The sequence below is a fragment of the Chryseobacterium sp. 22458 genome (assembly GCF_052044975.1).
In the GTDB taxonomy this organism is placed as follows: Bacteria; Bacteroidota; Bacteroidia; order Flavobacteriales; family Weeksellaceae; genus Chryseobacterium.
In genome coordinates this window covers 1,578,507-1,596,771 of the sequence record NZ_JBQEOA010000001.1, presented here as the reverse complement: position 1 = coordinate 1,596,771, position 18,265 = coordinate 1,578,507, and the positions used below count along the sequence as shown (strand labels likewise).

18 protein-coding genes, 1 tRNA gene and 1 riboswitch are annotated in these 18,265 nt (G+C 36.1%); of the genes, 9 read left to right on the top strand and 10 right to left on the bottom strand.

Annotated elements, in window-relative coordinates:
- Positions 1-195: 195 nt before the first annotated feature.
- Positions 196-729, top strand: coding sequence for a GNAT family N-acetyltransferase (locus tag ACTJJF_RS07110; protein WP_440699175.1), 534 nt, complete (start codon positions 196-198; stop codon positions 727-729).
- A 25-nt stretch (positions 730-754) separates the two neighbouring features.
- Here ACTJJF_RS07110 and ACTJJF_RS07105 read toward each other — a convergent pair whose 3' ends face one another.
- A complete protein-coding gene (locus ACTJJF_RS07105; RefSeq protein ID WP_440699174.1) occupies positions 755-1,360 on the bottom strand; it encodes a DUF6134 family protein in 606 nt (201 codons plus the stop codon).
- Between the two features lie 316 nt (positions 1,361-1,676).
- Between ACTJJF_RS07105 and ACTJJF_RS07100 the strand changes: the two genes are divergently transcribed.
- Both ACTJJF_RS07100 and ACTJJF_RS07095 read left to right on the top strand, forming a co-directional pair.
- The gene (locus tag ACTJJF_RS07100; protein WP_312301226.1) at positions 1,677-2,030 is read left to right on the top strand and encodes an ISAon1 family transposase N-terminal region protein; all 354 of its coding nucleotides are present in this window, start codon (positions 1,677-1,679) and stop codon (positions 2,028-2,030) included.
- 19 nt (positions 2,031-2,049) lie between these two features.
- Positions 2,050-2,997 (top strand): ISAon1 family transposase, encoded by a 948-nt coding sequence (locus tag ACTJJF_RS07095; RefSeq protein WP_440699233.1) that lies wholly within the window; start codon positions 2,050-2,052, stop codon positions 2,995-2,997.
- A 92-nt stretch (positions 2,998-3,089) separates the two neighbouring features.
- On the opposite strand, the gene ACTJJF_RS07090 is transcribed toward ACTJJF_RS07095, so the two are convergent.
- The 5 genes from ACTJJF_RS07090 to ACTJJF_RS07070 all read right to left on the bottom strand — a co-directional run bounded on the left by ACTJJF_RS07090 (position 3,090) and on the right by ACTJJF_RS07070 (position 6,811).
- Positions 3,090-3,174, bottom strand: a tRNA-Ser gene (locus tag ACTJJF_RS07090).
- Positions 3,175-3,537: 363 nt separating this feature from the next.
- Positions 3,538-4,482, bottom strand: coding sequence for a 3',5'-cyclic-nucleotide phosphodiesterase (locus ACTJJF_RS07085; RefSeq protein WP_312301285.1), 945 nt, complete (start codon positions 4,480-4,482; stop codon positions 3,538-3,540).
- 139 nt (positions 4,483-4,621) lie between these two features.
- Positions 4,622-5,251: a dioxygenase family protein gene (locus tag ACTJJF_RS07080; protein ID WP_312301288.1), complete on the bottom strand. Its 630-nt coding sequence runs from the start codon at positions 5,249-5,251 to the stop codon at positions 4,622-4,624.
- A gap of 73 nt (positions 5,252-5,324) precedes the next feature.
- Positions 5,325-6,179, bottom strand: a complete 855-nt coding sequence (locus tag ACTJJF_RS07075; RefSeq protein ID WP_440699173.1) for a LytTR family DNA-binding domain-containing protein — start codon at positions 6,177-6,179, stop codon at positions 5,325-5,327.
- Between the two features lie 170 nt (positions 6,180-6,349).
- A complete protein-coding gene (locus tag ACTJJF_RS07070) occupies positions 6,350-6,811 on the bottom strand; it encodes an Lrp/AsnC family transcriptional regulator (RefSeq protein ID WP_312301294.1) in 462 nt (153 codons plus the stop codon).
- Between the two features lie 194 nt (positions 6,812-7,005).
- Positions 7,006-7,191: riboswitch (cobalamin riboswitch) on the top strand.
- Positions 7,192-7,362: 171 nt separating this feature from the next.
- Between ACTJJF_RS07070 and metE the strand changes: the two genes are divergently transcribed.
- The 3 genes from metE (at position 7,363) to ACTJJF_RS07055 (ending at position 11,413) form a co-directional block, all read left to right on the top strand.
- A complete protein-coding gene (metE, locus tag ACTJJF_RS07065) occupies positions 7,363-9,669 on the top strand; it encodes a 5-methyltetrahydropteroyltriglutamate--homocysteine S-methyltransferase (RefSeq protein ID WP_440699172.1) in 2,307 nt (768 codons plus the stop codon).
- Between the two features lie 602 nt (positions 9,670-10,271).
- The gene (locus ACTJJF_RS07060; protein ID WP_440699171.1) at positions 10,272-10,637 is read left to right on the top strand and encodes a hypothetical protein; all 366 of its coding nucleotides are present in this window, start codon (positions 10,272-10,274) and stop codon (positions 10,635-10,637) included.
- A 407-nt stretch (positions 10,638-11,044) separates the two neighbouring features.
- Entirely contained in the window at positions 11,045-11,413 is a 369-nt protein-coding gene (locus tag ACTJJF_RS07055) for a DUF1062 domain-containing protein (protein ID WP_440699170.1), read from the top strand.
- Positions 11,414-11,518: 105 nt separating this feature from the next.
- On the opposite strand, the gene ACTJJF_RS07050 is transcribed toward ACTJJF_RS07055, so the two are convergent.
- Positions 11,519-11,731: a hypothetical protein gene (locus ACTJJF_RS07050; RefSeq protein WP_440699169.1), complete on the bottom strand. Its 213-nt coding sequence runs from the start codon at positions 11,729-11,731 to the stop codon at positions 11,519-11,521.
- A 310-nt stretch (positions 11,732-12,041) separates the two neighbouring features.
- On the opposite strand from ACTJJF_RS07050, the gene ACTJJF_RS07045 reads away from it, so the two are divergent.
- The 3 genes from ACTJJF_RS07045 to ACTJJF_RS07035 all read left to right on the top strand — a co-directional run bounded on the left by ACTJJF_RS07045 (position 12,042) and on the right by ACTJJF_RS07035 (position 13,957).
- Positions 12,042-12,353 carry a hypothetical protein gene (locus tag ACTJJF_RS07045; protein WP_440699168.1) on the top strand — a complete coding sequence of 104 codons (312 nt, stop codon included), beginning with the start codon at positions 12,042-12,044 and terminating at the stop codon, positions 12,351-12,353.
- A gap of 456 nt (positions 12,354-12,809) precedes the next feature.
- Positions 12,810-13,736, top strand: a complete 927-nt coding sequence (locus tag ACTJJF_RS07040; protein ID WP_440699167.1) for an IS1595 family transposase — start codon at positions 12,810-12,812, stop codon at positions 13,734-13,736.
- Positions 13,737-13,765: 29 nt separating this feature from the next.
- Positions 13,766-13,957 (top strand): hypothetical protein, encoded by a 192-nt coding sequence (locus ACTJJF_RS07035; protein ID WP_440699166.1) that lies wholly within the window; start codon positions 13,766-13,768, stop codon positions 13,955-13,957.
- A 928-nt stretch (positions 13,958-14,885) separates the two neighbouring features.
- Here the strand turns inward: ACTJJF_RS07035 and ACTJJF_RS07030 are convergent.
- The 3 genes from ACTJJF_RS07030 to ACTJJF_RS07020 form a co-directional block, all read right to left on the bottom strand.
- A complete protein-coding gene (locus ACTJJF_RS07030) occupies positions 14,886-15,812 on the bottom strand; it encodes a Dyp-type peroxidase (RefSeq protein ID WP_440699165.1) in 927 nt (308 codons plus the stop codon).
- A gap of 262 nt (positions 15,813-16,074) precedes the next feature.
- On the bottom strand, positions 16,075-16,980 hold the full coding sequence (locus ACTJJF_RS07025; RefSeq protein WP_440699164.1) for a PhzF family isomerase: 906 nt from the start codon (positions 16,978-16,980) through the stop codon (positions 16,075-16,077).
- Between the two features lie 76 nt (positions 16,981-17,056).
- The gene (locus ACTJJF_RS07020) at positions 17,057-18,175 is read right to left on the bottom strand and encodes an FAD-dependent oxidoreductase (protein WP_440699163.1); all 1,119 of its coding nucleotides are present in this window, start codon (positions 18,173-18,175) and stop codon (positions 17,057-17,059) included.
- Positions 18,176-18,265 lie beyond the last annotated feature (90 nt).

The window sequence follows — 18,265 nt, the reverse complement described above, 5'->3', positions numbered from 1 at the left end:
TTTAATGAAAAGGTTTGCCTATTTCATTTTCTGTATAAGAAATGATTGTTATTTTCACTCTTCAATGCTTATTGTTTTTTATCATTTATATTCCTTTGTATCATAAGTACAATGCAAATTCATGGAATAATTAAATATGGTATTAGTCTTTGAATTAAGTTAAATTCAACATACATTTATACCTTATTATTAAACATGAAAACGATAGAAATAACTGAGCTGAGATCAGAAAGGTTGATCCTTATTCCGTATACTGTAACCTTATGTGAAAATTTTTTGAACAATAACTTTAATGATCTTGATATTCTGAAGCTGAAAAGAGGTGAGGGCTGGCCTGATGCGGACGTGCTTGAAACATTGCCCAGGATCATCAATAATTTATCCAGGGTAGAAGGACCAACGGGATTTGAATCCTGGATGATCATAAAAAAAGATACAGGAGAGGTTATTGGTGATATTGGTTTTAAGGGTTTTGATGAGGAAACCAATAGCTGTGACATAGGATATGGAATCATTGGATCTGAACGCAGAAACGGTTATGCTGAAGAAGCTGCAGGAGTACTCATCCGCTGGGCATTTTCAAATGAGAGAGTATCCCACATCACAGCCCGATGCTTACCGGAAAATACAGGCTCTGTTAATCTGTTAATCAAACTGAATTTTGAAGAAGACAGGAGGGATGCCCAAATGATTCATTGGATTCTTCGCAGGCCGCTAACTAATGGGTAAGTTAATTACCCGTATTTTCAGAATTTTATTTTGTAGTAAGAACAAACTTCAGGTTTGCAAAATCTGTTTTAGCTTCAACCAAAGTACAGATTCCGCTGCTGTAGGTATAAGTAGTAGTGTTTCCGTTGGGCAGATTGATTCTGTATCTTTTGGAATCAACCTTCTGAATAGGAACCATTTTCTGGAATTTTTCCGAGAAAACAGATTTTAAATTTTCTGGCTCATTAAAATACAGAGTTGCGGTGGAGCAGAAAACAGACTGTTTTAGAGAACCATTCGCACCATCTTTATCCGAAAGATTATAAAAACTCCCGTTCCAGGTCGTTGTATTGTTCACTTTTAGTTTTCCGTTCATTGTCCGGTAAAGTTTTGCCTGTTGCAGAATATTTTGTTTAAAAGTAACATCCATTTTGTCATAAATCTCAATACTGTAGAGAATTTTTACTTTAGCCCGGGATTCAAAAAGATATTCGGTGGTATTGTCTTTTAAAGAACGTTCCACACGGATGGTGCCAATGGTTTTATAATCTTTTATAATAGAATAATTCAGATATTCTTTGATAACCGGTGTTACCATATTAGGTTGAAAATACCCCGGCAGCAATATTGAAAAAATCAGGAATGCTTTCATTATATGTCTTTTTTATAATAATTAACAGTTTCTTTGATAAGGTTGGCTATTGGCGTGCAGTGAAAGTTCAGTTTTTTACATTGGTAAATCCTTTCCTCTGCATTCATAACAGACATATCTGTAATGCAAATTTAGATATGCGAAAAGATTGAAATGTTCCGTAAGATAAATGCGAACTTATTAAATTAGTGAATTTTAATTATTTGAAAATGAGGTTGTTAAAATAAACCTACGTTCCGGTTTATAATCCTGAACCATTTTTTAGGGATCAGTCCCAAAAGTTGTGGATGTAGTGTTAAGTTTCTAAATTTGGAGGATGTATATTCCTGATGAATTAGTAAAGCTGTTACTTCCTGATTTTTTAGTAGAGCATTTTGATATCCTAAAAGCAGAAGATATTAAGGGAGTCCTTCATATCGAATTTGAGGAGAAGAATATTATCCCCCAAGAATTTTCTCATCGCCCCTATTTGTCTAATGGTTTTCATTCTTCGATTCTGGTTGAAGACTTTCCCTTAAGAGGAAAACAGGTTTTACTCCATATAAAAAGGAGAAGATGGCTTGATAAAACCACAGGAGAAGTACTTCAAAGAAACTGGAGTCTGATCGCAAAAGGAACTCGTATGACTGAGGATTTTGCGATGTTCTTAAAAAAAATTAGTCGATACTAAAGCATTCTCCTGCAAAGCTATTGCAGAGCTTTATGGACTTAACGGGAAAAAGTTTCAGAGACAATACAAAAACAGTCTTAGCCGGTTTGAATCCTGGCAACAAAAAACCCATGCTGAATATTGGCTTATTTTTCCTGAAAATATCTCAGAGCAACTATCAATTGATGAAGTTTCCTTATCAGATGGTGAGCTTTACACTGTCCTTACTTCGAAAATAGCAAAAGGCAGAAAAGGTAGTATTGTAGCCATTGTTAAAGGTACCAGGAGTGATAGGGTTGTAGAGCATCTTTTAAAAATAGACAGAAGGCTTCGTCTGAAGGTAAAAGAAATTACTCTTGATATGGCAGGTTCAATGAAGCTTATTGCCAAACGGTGCTTTCCTGATGCCTTGCAGGTAATAGATCGTTTTCATGTTCAGAAATTAGCTATAGAAGCCCTTCAGGAACTTAGGATCAGACACCGTTGGGAAGCTATTGAAAGGGAAAATAATGCTATTGGAGCTCCTTCAGAAGGAAACCAGGATATACAGAGTTTTGAGAACGGAGACAGCCGGAAACAACTTTTAGCAAGAAGTAGATATTTACTTTATAAAAGTCGTGAAAAATGGACGCTCTCTCAAAAACATAGAGCTCATATTCTTTTTACAGAATATCCTGATTTGAAAGAGGCTTATCAGTTAACGGATGACCTTAGAAAAATATATAATCAGAATATTCAAAAGTCTGTAGCGATGACTAAGCTGGCTCATTGGTTCAGAAAAGTGGAGGAAGCTGATTTTAAATCATTTTCTATCCTAAGAAAAACAATAATGAATCATTACAAGGAGATCTTAGCTTTTTTTGATAAAAGAAGCACTAATGCTTCCGCAGAATCTTTCAATGCTAAAATTAAAAACTTCAGAATGCAACTCAGAGTAGTGAAAGACAGAACATTTTTCCTCTTTAGACTAACCAAACTTTTTGCTTAGTCCACAACTTTTGCGCTTGATCCAGCGTACGTATATTTACCGAATATATAAAAAACAAATCCTCGAAAATCTTAGATTTTCGAGGACTTTTGCGGAGAGTGAGGGATTCGAACCCCCGGACCTGTTACAGTCAACAGTTTTCAAGACTGCCGCAATCGACCACTCTGCCAACTCTCCTTAAACTCCGGTAGTACCGTTGTTTTCAGTGGTGCAAATATAGAAACATTTTTAATACTGACAAAATATTTTTCCAATAAAATTGATTTTTTTTCAGTTGTCATCAGGGTTTACAGCGGTATGAAAACAAAAAAACCAGTGCTAAAACCTAACTTTCAGTTACTTAAATCTATGTTTGCTATGTTGTGAAAATTTTAAAATTTAACGGGAGTTTAAACAAATAGGTTCAAACAGAAGACTGAATTTGATTTCGAATATAAATAAGCTTTTCAAAAATGATGCACATTACCTGAAAATATATTCTGTTTTTGAATTGTGTATAAGAAAAGATGAGACAAATTCTTGCCTCATCTTTGATTTTTATTAAGGTAAACTTATCTTTTTACCCTGTTCAGGAAAAATATAATTAACCTTTAAAGGATTGTTTTCCAGGAGCTCCTTTTTTATAATTTCCGGATTATCTTTTGTCGGTTTTCTATGGGTAACTACAATATTCAGATCCTGTAGATTTTTTTGTCCCGTTTTTTCTCTGAGTTTTTCCAGTTCTTCCAATAAAAGATTGGGAGTAAGGTGACCAAACAACAGATGTTCCGGCTGGCTGTTCGGGAATGAAACTTCTATGAGTATGGTGTTTAATTGCTTCTTTTTCACCAGTGGAGTGATGCGTTCCCAGAGTTTATTAAGCTGTTCAGACTTCTCAATCCGGTCAGCTCCTGTATCTCCCAGGTAAAGAAGATAATGGTCATCTCTTCTGACAAGGGCAGCACTGCTTTTATAGGGATTTACGTGGCTCAGTTCATAGCCTGTTATAAAAAACGGAGTTTGAGGTGCCGGAATCTCTGTTCCTTCCTTAAGTTCGTTGTAATGATATTTTCCGAGCATCGGTTTTTGTCCCTGATCAGCGAAATTGATCCAGGTATCTGTGATGAAATAATGGTTTTGTAAAATTTGAACCACCGGTGACATGGCAAAAATATCCTTTTTAGAGTCTGCAGGAGAATTGATAATAAGGCCGGATAAATGATCCAGGTGGCCATGTGAAATAAAATAACCTTTGATTTGCTCTTTCAGAACCATTTCTTCCGGTCCGTTAAGGCTGTTCATCTGAATGGCTTTTCGTATGCCGGCATTCACTGTACCTGCATCAAGGCAGATAAATGTATTGTCTTTAGGGGGGGCTACTAAATAGGCAGATAAGTTGTCCTCTTGTTCCCCGCCATAGATGCCTAACGGAATAAGATCAAAATTTTGTGCCTGGCAGGTCATATGCATGATGAAGGCAAGTAAAGAAATTGCTGTTTTTTTCATTTTTTTAAGCTAAAAAACCTATCCTTTGGGGATAGGATAGGCAAATTTACATTATTTTTTCCCGATAAGAGGCCTTGCAAAAAGGGAATCCTTTGCCGTAGTCGTTAAAAATAAGCATGAATTGATCTGCTTTTCTGTCTTATGGATAATCAGGAATGTTTTTACCCAGAATGATATCTCTTCTGATTGTCATAAGCCCATCTTGCATATATGGCTTTACGATTCCTGAGCCTCCTCTTCCGGGTTGTTTTTTTCTCATGGCTTTTGTCAGGGAAGGATCATCATCAAACAGGTATTCATCCAGATAGTATTCATTTTTATCCGGTTCTTTGATGGTGATATGGATGTGCTCAGGTTCACTGCCGTCAGGATAGGCAGCAGGCCTGAAGGTATAAAATGTATATTGCCCGTTTTTTCCGGTCTTTACCCAACCCCGGAAAAATCCATGCCGTTTTGCCCAGCCTGTTTCATTGCCTCTGGTTTCATAAATCCCTTGTCTATTGGTGTGATAAATGTATACAATGATATTTTCTGCCGGTGTTTTTCCGTCTTTTTTGAAAACAGTTCCGGTTACCTTTAGCTGGGGTTTGTTTTGCCTGAATTTTGGAAGTGTATCTACGGGAGTTAATGTTTTATTTTGGTACTCATAGATCGCTTCACAGCCTTCACAAGGTCCTCCTATATTTTTTTTGATCTGACCTTGGCAGGATGTTAAACCTGATATCGTCAGTAGAATCCAGAAAGAAATACTTTGTTTTTTTAAGTCCATAGCTTGTCATGTTTTTTATGTGAATGTATTGGCGAAATTATGGACTGAAAAAAGGTTGTAAAAATAAAATGTTTTATCCTGATGAATTGGTAAGCTGACCTGAGGTACCTGTCGTAAAGCGTTTTTTGAATTCAGAAGCATAGGTCCTGCTCAATCTTACCAGAGTACCATCTGTCATCTGCAGATCATAATCGCCATTCAGGCGGGATTTGAATGAGCGTATTTTGGAAAGATTAACTACAGCGGATTTGTGTACACGGATAAAGACCTGATCATCCAATTGTTCAAGCATTGATTTCAACGTTTCAGAATGCAGATATCTTTTGTTTTCAAGGTGAATAGAAACATATGGAGTGGCAGAAGTGATCTGTATAATGTCTTCCGTATGGATGATCACATTATCTTTTCCATTATGGATAACGAATGTAGGAGAGACTGTGGCTTTTTCTGTATACACAGCATCAGGTTTCCGGACCGGGAGATATTGATAACCTAGAACAAATCCTGCATAGATAAGAACGGCTATAGAAAAGTCGTGGGTGAGTGTGTAAGAAAAGAATTTAAAAAGATCATATCTGCCCTGATAAAAAAAGAGAGACAAAATAGTTGCAATAAAAGGAAGCATTATAAGATGCACCGTAATCGGTAATATGATGAATAGTGCTGTTTTTGTATAGCTTATATGTGTTTCAGATTTCAACTTTTGATATAGAACCATTATTATGGGAATGTAGAGGACCCAAACGATCTTAAACAACAATGATTCGCTGAAATGAAAACTATAGCCGCTTCTTTTGGCCTCCCAGAAATCCTGAAACATATTTATAGTTGTAATGACAATAATGATTCCGGAAAGTATCATGAATAACTCTCCTGTATTCAAAGGAAAACGGAAGGGGGTTATCTTATTTGAAATCGGGGATGTCATCTCTTATAGTTTTTGTAGACTTTCGTTTTTTATCAAATATACTAAAATCATTGTGATGATGTTGAGTTACAAAATCTCTGTTGTTAAATCCGGAGCAATACCGCTACCTTCCGGAAATAGATTGAAGAATAAAGCTAAAACAGGGTGTTTAAAAAATATAATCAGAGATTTTATATGGTCAGTCCATGGTTGTTTTTGACTTCAGCCATGACAAATGTACTGTGCGTACTCCCGATAGAATCTACTGATCCTAGCTTATTGAATACAAAATCCTGATAATGTTTCATATCCCGGACCTGAACTTTGAGAAGAAAATCAAAATCCCCGGAAATATTATAGCATTCAGCAACTTCTTCGATTTCCAGAATTTCCTTTACAAAATCATACCCCACAGAACGGTCATGAATCTTTAATTTGATCTGGCAGAAAACAGTGAATCCACGGTTAAGCTTTTCAGCATCTAAAACAGCAGCGTATCTTTTTACAAAGCCTTCCTGCTCAAGCCTTTTTACCCTCTCAAAAACAGGGGATGGAGAAAGGCTTACCTCTCTGGCGAGCTCTTTCACAGTGAGTTTTGCATTTTTTTGAAGCAGCCTGAGAAGCTGTACGTCCTTATCATCGAGTTGTTCCACAGAATATTATTCTTTTAAATTATAAAATCGGTCAAATGTACAGAATTATATTCTTTTAAAATTATTATTAAAAGATTTGTTTGCTTAATTTAATGTGTCTAATTATTCATTTATTCTGTATGATTAATTTTACACAAAATTAAAATCTTTTATCAATGCTGTTGAGTGTTTATAAAAGAAACCGTTCTTTATATACTTCATCAAACAGGAAAGGTTTTACTTAAGGTAAATTAATAGGGAATCATGTGAGAATCATGAGCTGTCGCGCAACTGTAAGCAGCATATCAAAGGTTTCTGTCCAAAGATATCCACTGCCAAAAGCGGGAAGGATGACGGAAACCGCTGCAAGCCAGGAGACCTGCCTTTACTGAATTGACAATGCTTTCGCGGTCTGAAGCTTTTGGTCAAACAGATGATATATTGTATGCATTTTCTTTTTTGAGGATTTGCAGCATTCAGTATATCATTGTTTTCTATAGGTTTTCCGCAGAAGTATTACGAAGCATTTCAAAGAGCTTTATCATTAAGTTTAATTAAAAAAGTTTAAGAAAATGCAAACTCACATTCTGGGCTATCCGCGTATTGGTAGCAAAAGAGAACTTAAAAAAGCCTGCGAACAATATTGGTCAGGTCAAATTGTTTTGGAAGAACTTCTTGCTGCAGGAAGAAAGATCTGCAACCAAAACTGGACTATCCAAAAAGAGGCCGGGATAGACCTCATCCCGTGTAATGACTTTTCATATTATGATCAGGTATTGGATATGAGCCTTATTGTAGGTGCGGTACCATCACGTTACCACGAAGTAGTGCTTAAGAAAAACAATACTGAGCTGGATCTTTACTTTGCTATGGCAAGAGGCTATCAGAAAGAAGGATTGGATATCACAGCGATGGAAATGACCAAATGGTTTGATACCAATTACCATTATATTGTTCCTGAGTTTTACAAAAATCAACAGTTTAAACTAAGTTCGGATAAAATATTCAATGAGTTTGCCGGAGCCAGACAGGCTGGAATCAAAGCAAAACCTGTTATCATAGGGCTTGTTTCCTATCTTCTTTTGGGAAAGGAAAAAGAGGAGGGGTTTGATAAGCTGGATCTGGCAGAAAACCTTCTTCCTGTGTATATTGAAATCCTTACAAGACTTAAGGAACAGGGCGCTGAGTGGATCCAGTTTGATGAGCCGTTTTTAGCACTGGACCTAACGGAAAAAGCAAAACAAACGTATCAGTGGGTGTATGCTGAAATAAGAAAAAAGTTTCCCAAATTACAGTTTATTATTACTACTTATTTTGACGGATTAAAAGACAATCAGTCTCTTGCTGTCTCACTTCCGGTAGATGTTTTGCATATAGATCTGGTTAGAAATCCTGAGCAAATGGAAGAAATAGTGAAGATCATTCCTGAAAATTTAAGTCTTTCATTAGGCCTTGTTGACGGAAGAAATATCTGGAAGAATGATTATGAAAAGTCTTTGAAATTTATTACAGAAGCCGTTGATAAACTTGGATCTGAAAGAGTATTCATTGCTCCATCTTGTTCCTTACTTCATTCACCTTGCGATCTGGATGTTGAGACTGCCCTTAATCCTGAAATTAAAAACTGGCTGGCTTTTGCAAAACAGAAAGTAAAAGAAGTTGTTACCCTTAAAGAACTTGCTGCCGGAACAGACAATGAAAATAGTCTTGCAGATTTTGAAGAAAACAAAAAGGCTGCAGAAAGCAGAAAAACATCTTCCCTTATTCATAATGATAAGGTAAAGCAAAGAGCTCAGGCGGTCACCAAAGAAGATGCGCAAAGGAAAAATGCTTTTAAAACCCGTAAAGAAGAGCAGCAGAAAACATTACAGCTTCCTTTGTTTCCTACCACCACTATCGGATCATTTCCACAGACAGCAGAGGTAAGAAGCTGGAGAGCCCAATTTAAAAAAGGAGCCCTTACGTCCGAACAATATGATGCTTTGCTGAAAGAAGAAACCCGAAGAACTATCCGCTGGCAGGAAGATATCGATATTGATGTACTGGTTCACGGAGAGTTTGAACGAAATGATATGGTGGAATATTTCGGGGAACAATTGGAAGGATTTACATTTACGAAAAACGGCTGGGTGCAGAGCTACGGAAGTCGTTGCGTAAAACCTCCTGTAATTTTCGGTGATGTATCACGGCCAGCGCCTATGACCGTTTACTGGTCTCAGTATGCACAGTCTCAGACTGATAAATGGGTCAAGGGAATGCTCACAGGACCTGTTACCATCTTACAATGGTCTTTTGTTCGTGACGATCAGCCTCGCTCTGAAACCTGTAAGCAGATTGCCTTAGCGATTCGTGATGAAGTGGTGGATCTGGAGAACGCAGGGATCAGAATTATCCAGATCGATGAACCGGCGATCAGGGAAGGCCTTCCTTTAAGAAGAACCGACTGGCAGAACTATCTGAAATGGGCTGTGGAAGCTTTCAGAATTTCAGCCAGCGGAGTAGAAGATGCCACACAAATCCATACTCATATGTGCTATTCTGAATTCAATGATATTATTGAAAATATTGCTGATATGGATGCAGACGTGATTACCATAGAATGTTCCCGTTCCCAGATGGAACTTCTGAATGCCTTCGCCGACTTCCAATATCCGAATGAAATAGGCCCCGGTGTTTATGATATTCATTCGCCAAGAGTTCCGTCCAAAGAAGAAATGGCTGAGCTGTTGAGAAAAGCGCAGAACGTAATCCCTGCCCATCAGCTTTGGGTAAACCCGGATTGTGGATTGAAAACCAGGCATTGGGATGAAACTGAAAAAGCTTTAATAGCTATGGTTGCTGCTGCTAAGGAAGCATCTGTTGCATATGCGGTTTGTTAGTTTATTAATAAAATAATACCAACCCTTTACAAATAGTAAGGGGTTGGTTACTTATAGGCTTAGTATTAATAAAGTTTCTGAATGCGAAAGAATACCTCTCGCTGGTACAAGTGTCAGTGTATAGCAGGTTTCTCTCTGATCTCAGTGCCTGTTATTATAGGTGATGGTAAATTATCTTGGATGATTATGAAAAGCGAGACGTTATATTACCCAAATATCCTATTTTTACAACTTCTTTAAAAAACAATCAATAACCTTATTTAACCATTCTTTCAGACATGCAAAACACTTTTCCGGAAATGAGATCAGAGTCTTATAACCCAGGATATATTTCCGGGTTGAAATGGGGAATTACTGCTCTATTTGCCCTGTTGGCGATTGTTTTGCTCGTATTGCTTATATCAGATTTTTCTTCTAATCATATTTCTTCCCTCATAATCTATTGATTTCTTTTTCTTATTTTCGGGGCATTGGCTGGGGGATTGGTTTATGATATTGTCAGAAGTAAAGAACATAAAGTCAGTTGTTTGATAGTCAGCCAGAAGGGAATCTTATTTCTCAATAGCAATAACAAGGTTCTTTCGGAAATTAAATATCAGGATTTGGTGAAAAGTGAAAATCCGTATACAAAAGATCTGTTTTCTGAGACGGCTACAGGAAAAACGGATTTCAGAAAAAATTTTTTCGTTCATGAAAAAGGGGAGAACCGGAAAGTAAAAAAGAAACAAGTCAATTTTGATATCATTCCTTTGAAGAACAGGTATGATCTTATCGGACATTTTCTGAAAGGAGTAACGTTATTCAGGCCGGATCTGAGCATTGATCCTGAAGTGTATAAAGATTTTTATCTTGATGAAAAAACGTTTCGTTTTATGCCGGAAAACCTTAAAAAAGATATCGTGCTGAAGGTTGTTATTCTTGCAGTTGTTATCCTTGTGCTTGTCTTTATTATTCCGCTTTTTAAATAATTGATTGCAGTGATCATTTGTGTTTAAGAAAAAATCACTACTTTTATCACAACCAAGTAAATAGCTCGTTTTGAGAAGAACTCTTAAACTTATTACAGCTTAGTATCAGTCTCAGTAACCACAGGCTGATCATTCTTTCGTTCGGATAAATCTTATCTGAACAGGTTTTCATTTCATCCTATTATTACTCACATTGCTTGTAAGAGCATAATGATTTGCTATTCCGACATGGCCGGTTTTACCGATCAAAAACCGGAGTAGGAATCCACCTGTATCTTTTATTGAAGTATACTTCTCTGAAGCCTGTAATGCGTGAATAATAGGTAAAACTTACCAAAGAATATTAAGCACGATTATAAGTAATGAGTATACAGCATATATGGGAGATCAGAGCGAAAAACACTCCCTTGTTAAAAAAGAAATGCAATCATTGTGACAGCGACAGATTTGCATGCAGCGATAAATTCAGATTAAATGCCCAAAAAAAGAATATTGATATCTGGTTAATTTACAGATGTGTAAAATGTAATAATACGTACAATATGACCCTGTTTTCAAGGATCAGGACAGAATCTGTCAGGAAAGAAATATTCAGTAAAATGTCTGAAAATAATACAGAAATAGCCTGGGAATATGCATTTTCCCATGAGATAAGACGTAAAAATAATGTTGAAGCCGATACTGATAGCGTAGAATATGAAATATTATACCATGAAATTCACGAAGAAGAAATGATAAATCCGGATAGTGAAATGCTCACATTTAAAATAAGGTAACTATACGTTACTTTACACAAACATAAAAAAGTAAAGACCAACTACGACAGTTGGTCTTTTTTATTAATAATTTTAAATTTAACGTTATGAGAAATAAAAAAGAATCTATTTATCAAGCCCTTCAAGTATTAATGCAACTTGTTCAGGGCTTAGGCTTGCTTCCAATGAAGTCTTCACAAGCTGCTTAGTGTCTTCTATTGATTGGTTGTAAATAACTAATTGTTCTCCTGATAAAGAATCTTTAAGAGCTTTTAATTTATAGCCTAAGATAATTAAATTGACATTAGTTCTAAATTCATCTTCTTGTTGTGGTGTCATAATTTTTTGATTTTTAGTTTATCCAAATATAGTGAAAAAGGTATAATTTTTGTATTTTTGTAGAAATATTTATCGAACAAAAAAGGAAGCGTTAGCTTTATTCTGTTAATCTGAAATCTGGAAAATTTCTTTAATACAATGCAGAATAAACAGTGGACACTTGCACCAATATGGTGTGGGGTTGTCTTGTTTATATTGTATTGGCAATCCAGAGCCACAGATTAATAAGCAAGAGTTACAAACCCACGCCTTTCTTATTTATAATCAAATTTCTACATCGGGTTTGGGTGGATTTTAAAAAATTCATCTTATGAAAAAACTATTTTTTACACTTTTAGTAGCATCAACACCAGTATTATTTTTTGCACAGGAAGAAAAACCGAAAGAAACTGCAAAAGAATGTGATTTACCTAAAGACTTCAAAGAGCCAATCAAGAACAAACGTTTGAAAAAATTCGTAGCCATTGATAATGGAGTTGAAGAGAAAGAAGTAACCATTATCAGAGCACAAAACGGATTAGGTAGCGGAATCTATACAGCCTGTGTAAAGGGTCAGTCTATCCAATATCAGAAGATGGGGACTGTCTTTATGAGGGAATCAAATAATCCTTTCAAAAAGTAATTAAAGGATTTGCACAAATGCAAAAAAATAAATTCTTGAAAGTTCTTTTTGATAATGAACTATTCTTTCCTAAGTATAAGAATACTTCCAAAATGACATTTGGAAATTATTTGAAAACAATGGTATTAAATTGTATTTCATTTTCGGGTGGAGTGATATTTTTGGGTATGATTATTTTAGGAGCTGATATGCTTTTGAATTTAATTACGAGAAATAATGGAGAAAAACATATACTATATTTTGAACCACTATCAATGAATTATTATGTGATAGTTTCATTATGTGTTCTATTCTCTATTTATGCTTTGTTTTCTTTGTTTCACTATATATTTTATAGTTTTGATTACTTAGGAAAGCTATTAAGAATGAGTAAAAACGGTAAAGAATAATAAAAGGATTAATCGTGGAATTAATGCTTTTTGATTAGACATACAGTATCCTTATTTTTGTAATAATATGATTAACACCAATATAAAATCAGCTTTTGAACTTGCTCAAATTTTTCCTACTGAACAGGCTTGTATAGACTATTTGGAGGTTATGAAATGGAGCAAAATTCCTGTAAGCCCTTTTGATTCTACATCCAAAGTATATAAGTGTAAAAACAATCAGTATAAATGTAAAAATACTGGTAAATACTTTAATGTTAAAACAGGAACAATGTTCGAAAATTCAAAGGTTAGTCTTAGAAAATGGTTCTTAGCTATTTGGCTTGTTACTTCTCATAAGAAAGGAATAAGTTCTATACAGTTAGGAAAAGACATCGGAGTAAGACAGGCAACCGCATGGTTCATGCTCCAAAGAATCAGAGCCTGTTTTGGTATCGAAAACAATAACGAGCTAGAAGGAATTGTTGAAGCAGATGAAACATTCTATGGCGGTAAGAACAAAAATCGCCACAAAAATAAAAAGGTTCCACACTCACAAGGTAGAAGTTTCAAAGACAAAGTTCCTATTATGGGTATGCTTCAACGTGGAGGAAAGATGAACGCTTTTGTTGTAAATGATACAAAGAAAGATAGTATTCAACCTTTGATTTGTAGATATGTGAATCCAGAAACAACAATATTAATAAGTGATGAATGGTGGGCTTATAAAGGCTTGGATAAATATTATACTCACAATGTAATCGACCATTCTCGGAAAGAGTATGTAAGTTTGCAGGATAATTCAATACACACAAATAATATAGAAGGTAGTTGGAAAATCTTGAAAAATTCAATTTCAGGAATGTACAACCATGTTTCTAAAAAGCATCTTCAAAAGTATGTAGATGAATTTGTGTATAGATTTAACCTGAGAAAGGTCACAGACCAAGAAAAATTCATACATTTACTACAAAATAGTAATGTAAGAACTAGATACACAGAATTATGTCAATAAAGACAATTAAACAACTAAAAGAACAAGGAATGAAATACACTATTATAGATGGTGAAACATATTTCTTGGTAGAAGATGTCAAGAAAAATGAAGACTATCTTATAGTTGATTTAACACAAGTAATTCATAAAAACGGAATAGATATAATTCACGAAAAATACATTCATGAATTATCAGATTTCGATAAAATGATAAAACGAACATTAAAAAAAGATAACTAAATTGTTAATTATCTTTACCTTAATATAGTTTGGCTTTATATTTGTTACAATAGAAAAAGAGAGAGTGCCTCAACACTCTCCCTAAAAGTTCCCTTAAAAACTTTTTAATCTACATATTTAAACAGGAACCCACATAGGGAACGGTCTTTTGTAATATATCTTCACCCCGTTTACCAGACGAGATTTACGAAATATTAACTTATGCAAAACGCCATTAATCATCTTCGTTTCTAACATAATCTATCGAAATTTATTGAGGATGGTTAAACCTTAACAATTGCATCCTCTGACAAAAGTCAGGCGCTATCCAAAGGGATAACTAAAGCCCTCTTTATAAGGATAAGAGGGCTTGTTTTTTCGTTATTAGTAAAAAATATTCACTTAAAATAATTTTTGGGGTTATAGCATTGCTATAAACTTTTGCTTTGTTTCTTATTTCATGTAATGATTTTTAGTTTTAAAGCAAGTGAACTTTTCACATTGAAAAAGCTGGTAACAATTCCAAATACTAACAACAATAAATCTCGATTAGATGATGATTAATGTATGGCAAATATATAAAAACTTTAATAAGAGAGCAATAATAGCTCTCTTTTATTTTAACACGCTTGTGTAAACTTGCGTATAATTACCTAAAATAAAATGTCCTTTTGATTTTAATCTCAGAATATCAGCTGTTATCAGAACAGCTCTGAACCTTTCATCGGCTAAGCTGATCCGGCTTATTGAAGCTGATGCCATATGGTTTGACGGAAAACCCCTGCTAAAGAAACATAAAATTAAAAATGGAGATATTGTTCAGGTGCATAAGGCGAAGCTGAAGAGCGTTCTATAGAAAATGAATTCAATATAAAGATTGAATAAAAGTAAGGACCATTTCACCCGAAATGGTCCTTTTTATATGATAAAACAGTTTCTGTTTAAAAAATTAAGACGAAAAATCATCCAGCATATCTGCCGATGGAACAAAAAATAAAGTTCCGGTTTCTGCGGTGCTGAAATCCAGAATACGGTCGTAATTTCCTGCCGGATCTCCGATGAACATATTCGTGAGCATTTTCTCTACCGTACTGAAGGTGCTTGCATAGCAGATAAAATACGTTCCCATTTCGTTGGTAGAAACATTCCCGAAAGGCATATTATCCCGGACTACCTTAAAATCATCCCCTACATTGGCCAGTGCGATATGGGAGTTTTTAGGTTTTACCTCATCATCCATTTCTATATCCTGTTCTTTTGACCGGCCGATGACCTTTTCCTGATCTTCTACAGACAGAGATTTCCAGGCGTTCATATTATGGAGGTATTTCTGTACAAACAGGTAGCTTCCCCCTTCATATTGTGGATCTGCATCTCCAATGATGGCAAAAAAATCACGGTCTTTCCCATGCGGATTTTCAGTTCCATCTACAAAACCTAAGATTGATCTGCTGTCCCAATAACGGAATCCCTGCACCTCAACCACAGAGTCTGCAATATCATTCATGAAATCTGAAATGGTGGCAGCCATATCATAAGCAAAGCTTTTTTCATCGGCACGGATATGGAAGTGAAGATCACCTCTGGTACTTACAGCCGTATGTTTGCTGCCCTGTATGGCTTCGAATTTTTTGAATTCTTTTGGAAGGGGAGCAGGCAATTCGAGCTGCAGCCACGCTTCATACCCAATTCCCATTACACAGCTTGCTTTTGAATCCGGGAAACGGTCAAGGGCAGAATTATTCAGATTAATGATAAGAGCACACATTCTCTGGAAAACAGATTTTATTTTAGAAGGATCTGCATCCTGCTTGAAATTCCACACCAGAAAATACGTATTGTTATTGGGATAATCGGTGACATTTTGGGCGTTCATGTTTTTTTGTGTTTCGTTTGCTGGCATTTTTATTTCTTCTGATAAATTAAATTTAATAAATGATTATGGTACCGGGAGGTTTTTCTGTTCTTTTTGATTATTGCTTTTGTGTATTCATCGGTAGGGTTTGGGGTGGCTCCGGGTATTTGGTATTGGCAATTGGTTTTTAAGAGCTTTTCTCACTTTTCATACGCATTCAGAATCAAAACAGGTTTCACTCCGAAAAGCTGAGGAAAGAATCCAATACTTATCCAAACAACAATCAAACAGAGATAAGCGTCCGGAATACACTTACCGCATTTCCTGTAATTCTGATTCTTTGGGGAATGCTGTTGGAAACGGTGACCTCTACTTTCATTTCTCCCATCCGGTTGAGAGTTTCCCCCTGTCTTCCCGTAAATGTAAAAATTCCATCAGATATATTGATGATTTGATTCTGAATGAGATAGCCGCCCAATGGGCCGTTGGCATTTCCGGTAACTGGATCTTCCTGAATCCCGATTGCAGGAGCAAACATGCGGCCGTAAGTAAGAATATCTTTGTCATCAGAATCAAAAGTAAATACGAAGTAACCGTTGCATAATATTTCTCTGCTAAGATCTGCCAATGCTGCAAAATCCGGAGACAGATTATTTAATAAAGTCCTGCTTGTGATCCCGATCATTACTTTTGAATGGCCGGTAGAAGCAATCTGTACCGGACATCTCTTGTCAAGTTCTTCCATTTCCAATCCTAAAGCATGAATAATTTTTTGAGTAATTGAAGGATCAAAAACAGGATTCATACTAAAATCCCCCTGGGTCATGGTAATCTGATAATCATTGTCCTGTCGTATAATATCAATAGGTAAGATTCCTACCTGGGTCTGTATTCTAACCGTACAGGAATCCATCTGATCTTCTATTGCTTTGGCATATAAGGCTCCAATAGTGGCATGTCCGCAGATCGGGACTTCTGTTGTTGGGGTAAAATATCGTATGGAATACTCAAAATCATCACTGTCAGAGCCTGTAATAAAGGCTGTTTCAGAATTATTCAGTTCTCTGGCGATCAGCTGCATTTCTTCATCAGTCAGATCTTCAGCATTCAATACTACTCCGGCAGGATTTCCTTTAAATTTTTCTTTAGTAAAAGAGTCAATCTGATGTACAATGATTTCCTTCATCATCAATTATTAAACGTAAAGTAAATATAGTAATAAAAGGGAAACGAAAATATCCTGCCAATGGATTCAGACAACTGATTTACCCGATCAGTTGCCGGAAACTAAAGTCGGGATGGCGCATTTCTATTTCATTTTCCGATGATGCCCGTTGAGCTTCAGATGCATAAATAAACATCTGTTGTTCATAATCATTGACTGCTGCCTGTATTGACTCATATTTTCCGCAGGTAAGGTTTTCAGATAAAATCAAAGCATCCATCAGCCCGGTATTGACGCCCTGACCGGCAAAAGGTGGCATAAGATGAGCCGCATCGCCTATAAGGGTAACGGGCAATGGGCGTGATGTCTTCCATGGTTTGCTTAAAGGAAGCTTTCGTGTAGGCAGGCTCCGGAAAGATGAGGTTAATTGAAACAGCTGCTGATACAGCTCTCCCCAATTGGAAAAACGTTCTAAAAGAAATTGACGGATACTTTCCTCTCCCTGAAAATTATATTCTGTCTTATCCGGTATTTTAAAGATAACACCATAGGCCAGATTACCATTATTGTTAGGATTTATAACCAGTAGATTTCCCTCATGGGCAGCCATCAGCCTGTTACCATTGCATAAGCGGTACAGCTCAGGATACTGAATTTCAGGTTGTGGAAGATCACCCTGCAGGATCATCGTTCCGGTCTCTTCAATGGCAGTATCCGTAATGTATTTTCTGATACCGGACATTCCACCGTTGGCACCGATCACAAAATCTGCTGAAGCCTGTGTTCCATTTTCAAATAAGATCTGCCATTGGCCATCCGAAACCTTAACATCAGTACATTTTCTATCCCAAACAACGGTATGCTCCCAGAGGCTGCCCAACAGTAATGTTCTGAGGTTATTCCTGTTAATTTCAGGGTTGTCATACCTGTTTTCGTCAGTTATTGCTTTGGTAAACAGAGGTTTTGCTTTTTCATCAGTAACCGTAATTCCCATAGGCACGGCGATATCATAATAGGCATCCAGTAGTCCGGCTTTTTTCATGGCTTTCTGGCCTGTATCTTTATGCAGATCAAGGGTTCCGCCCCAGATCCTCGCCTGCGGATCTTTATCTCTCTCATAAACCGTTACATCTATATGGTGCTGCTGAAGTAATCTTGCCATCGTGAGCCCTACCGGACCAGCTCCTATAATAGCTACTTTTGAATCTTTTAATAACATATTTTTTACTTTTAAATGCTGGTACAAAGTTGAAGGTCATTTTAGGAATAAAATAACTATATTAGATTTAAAAATAATCGTAAAAGACTT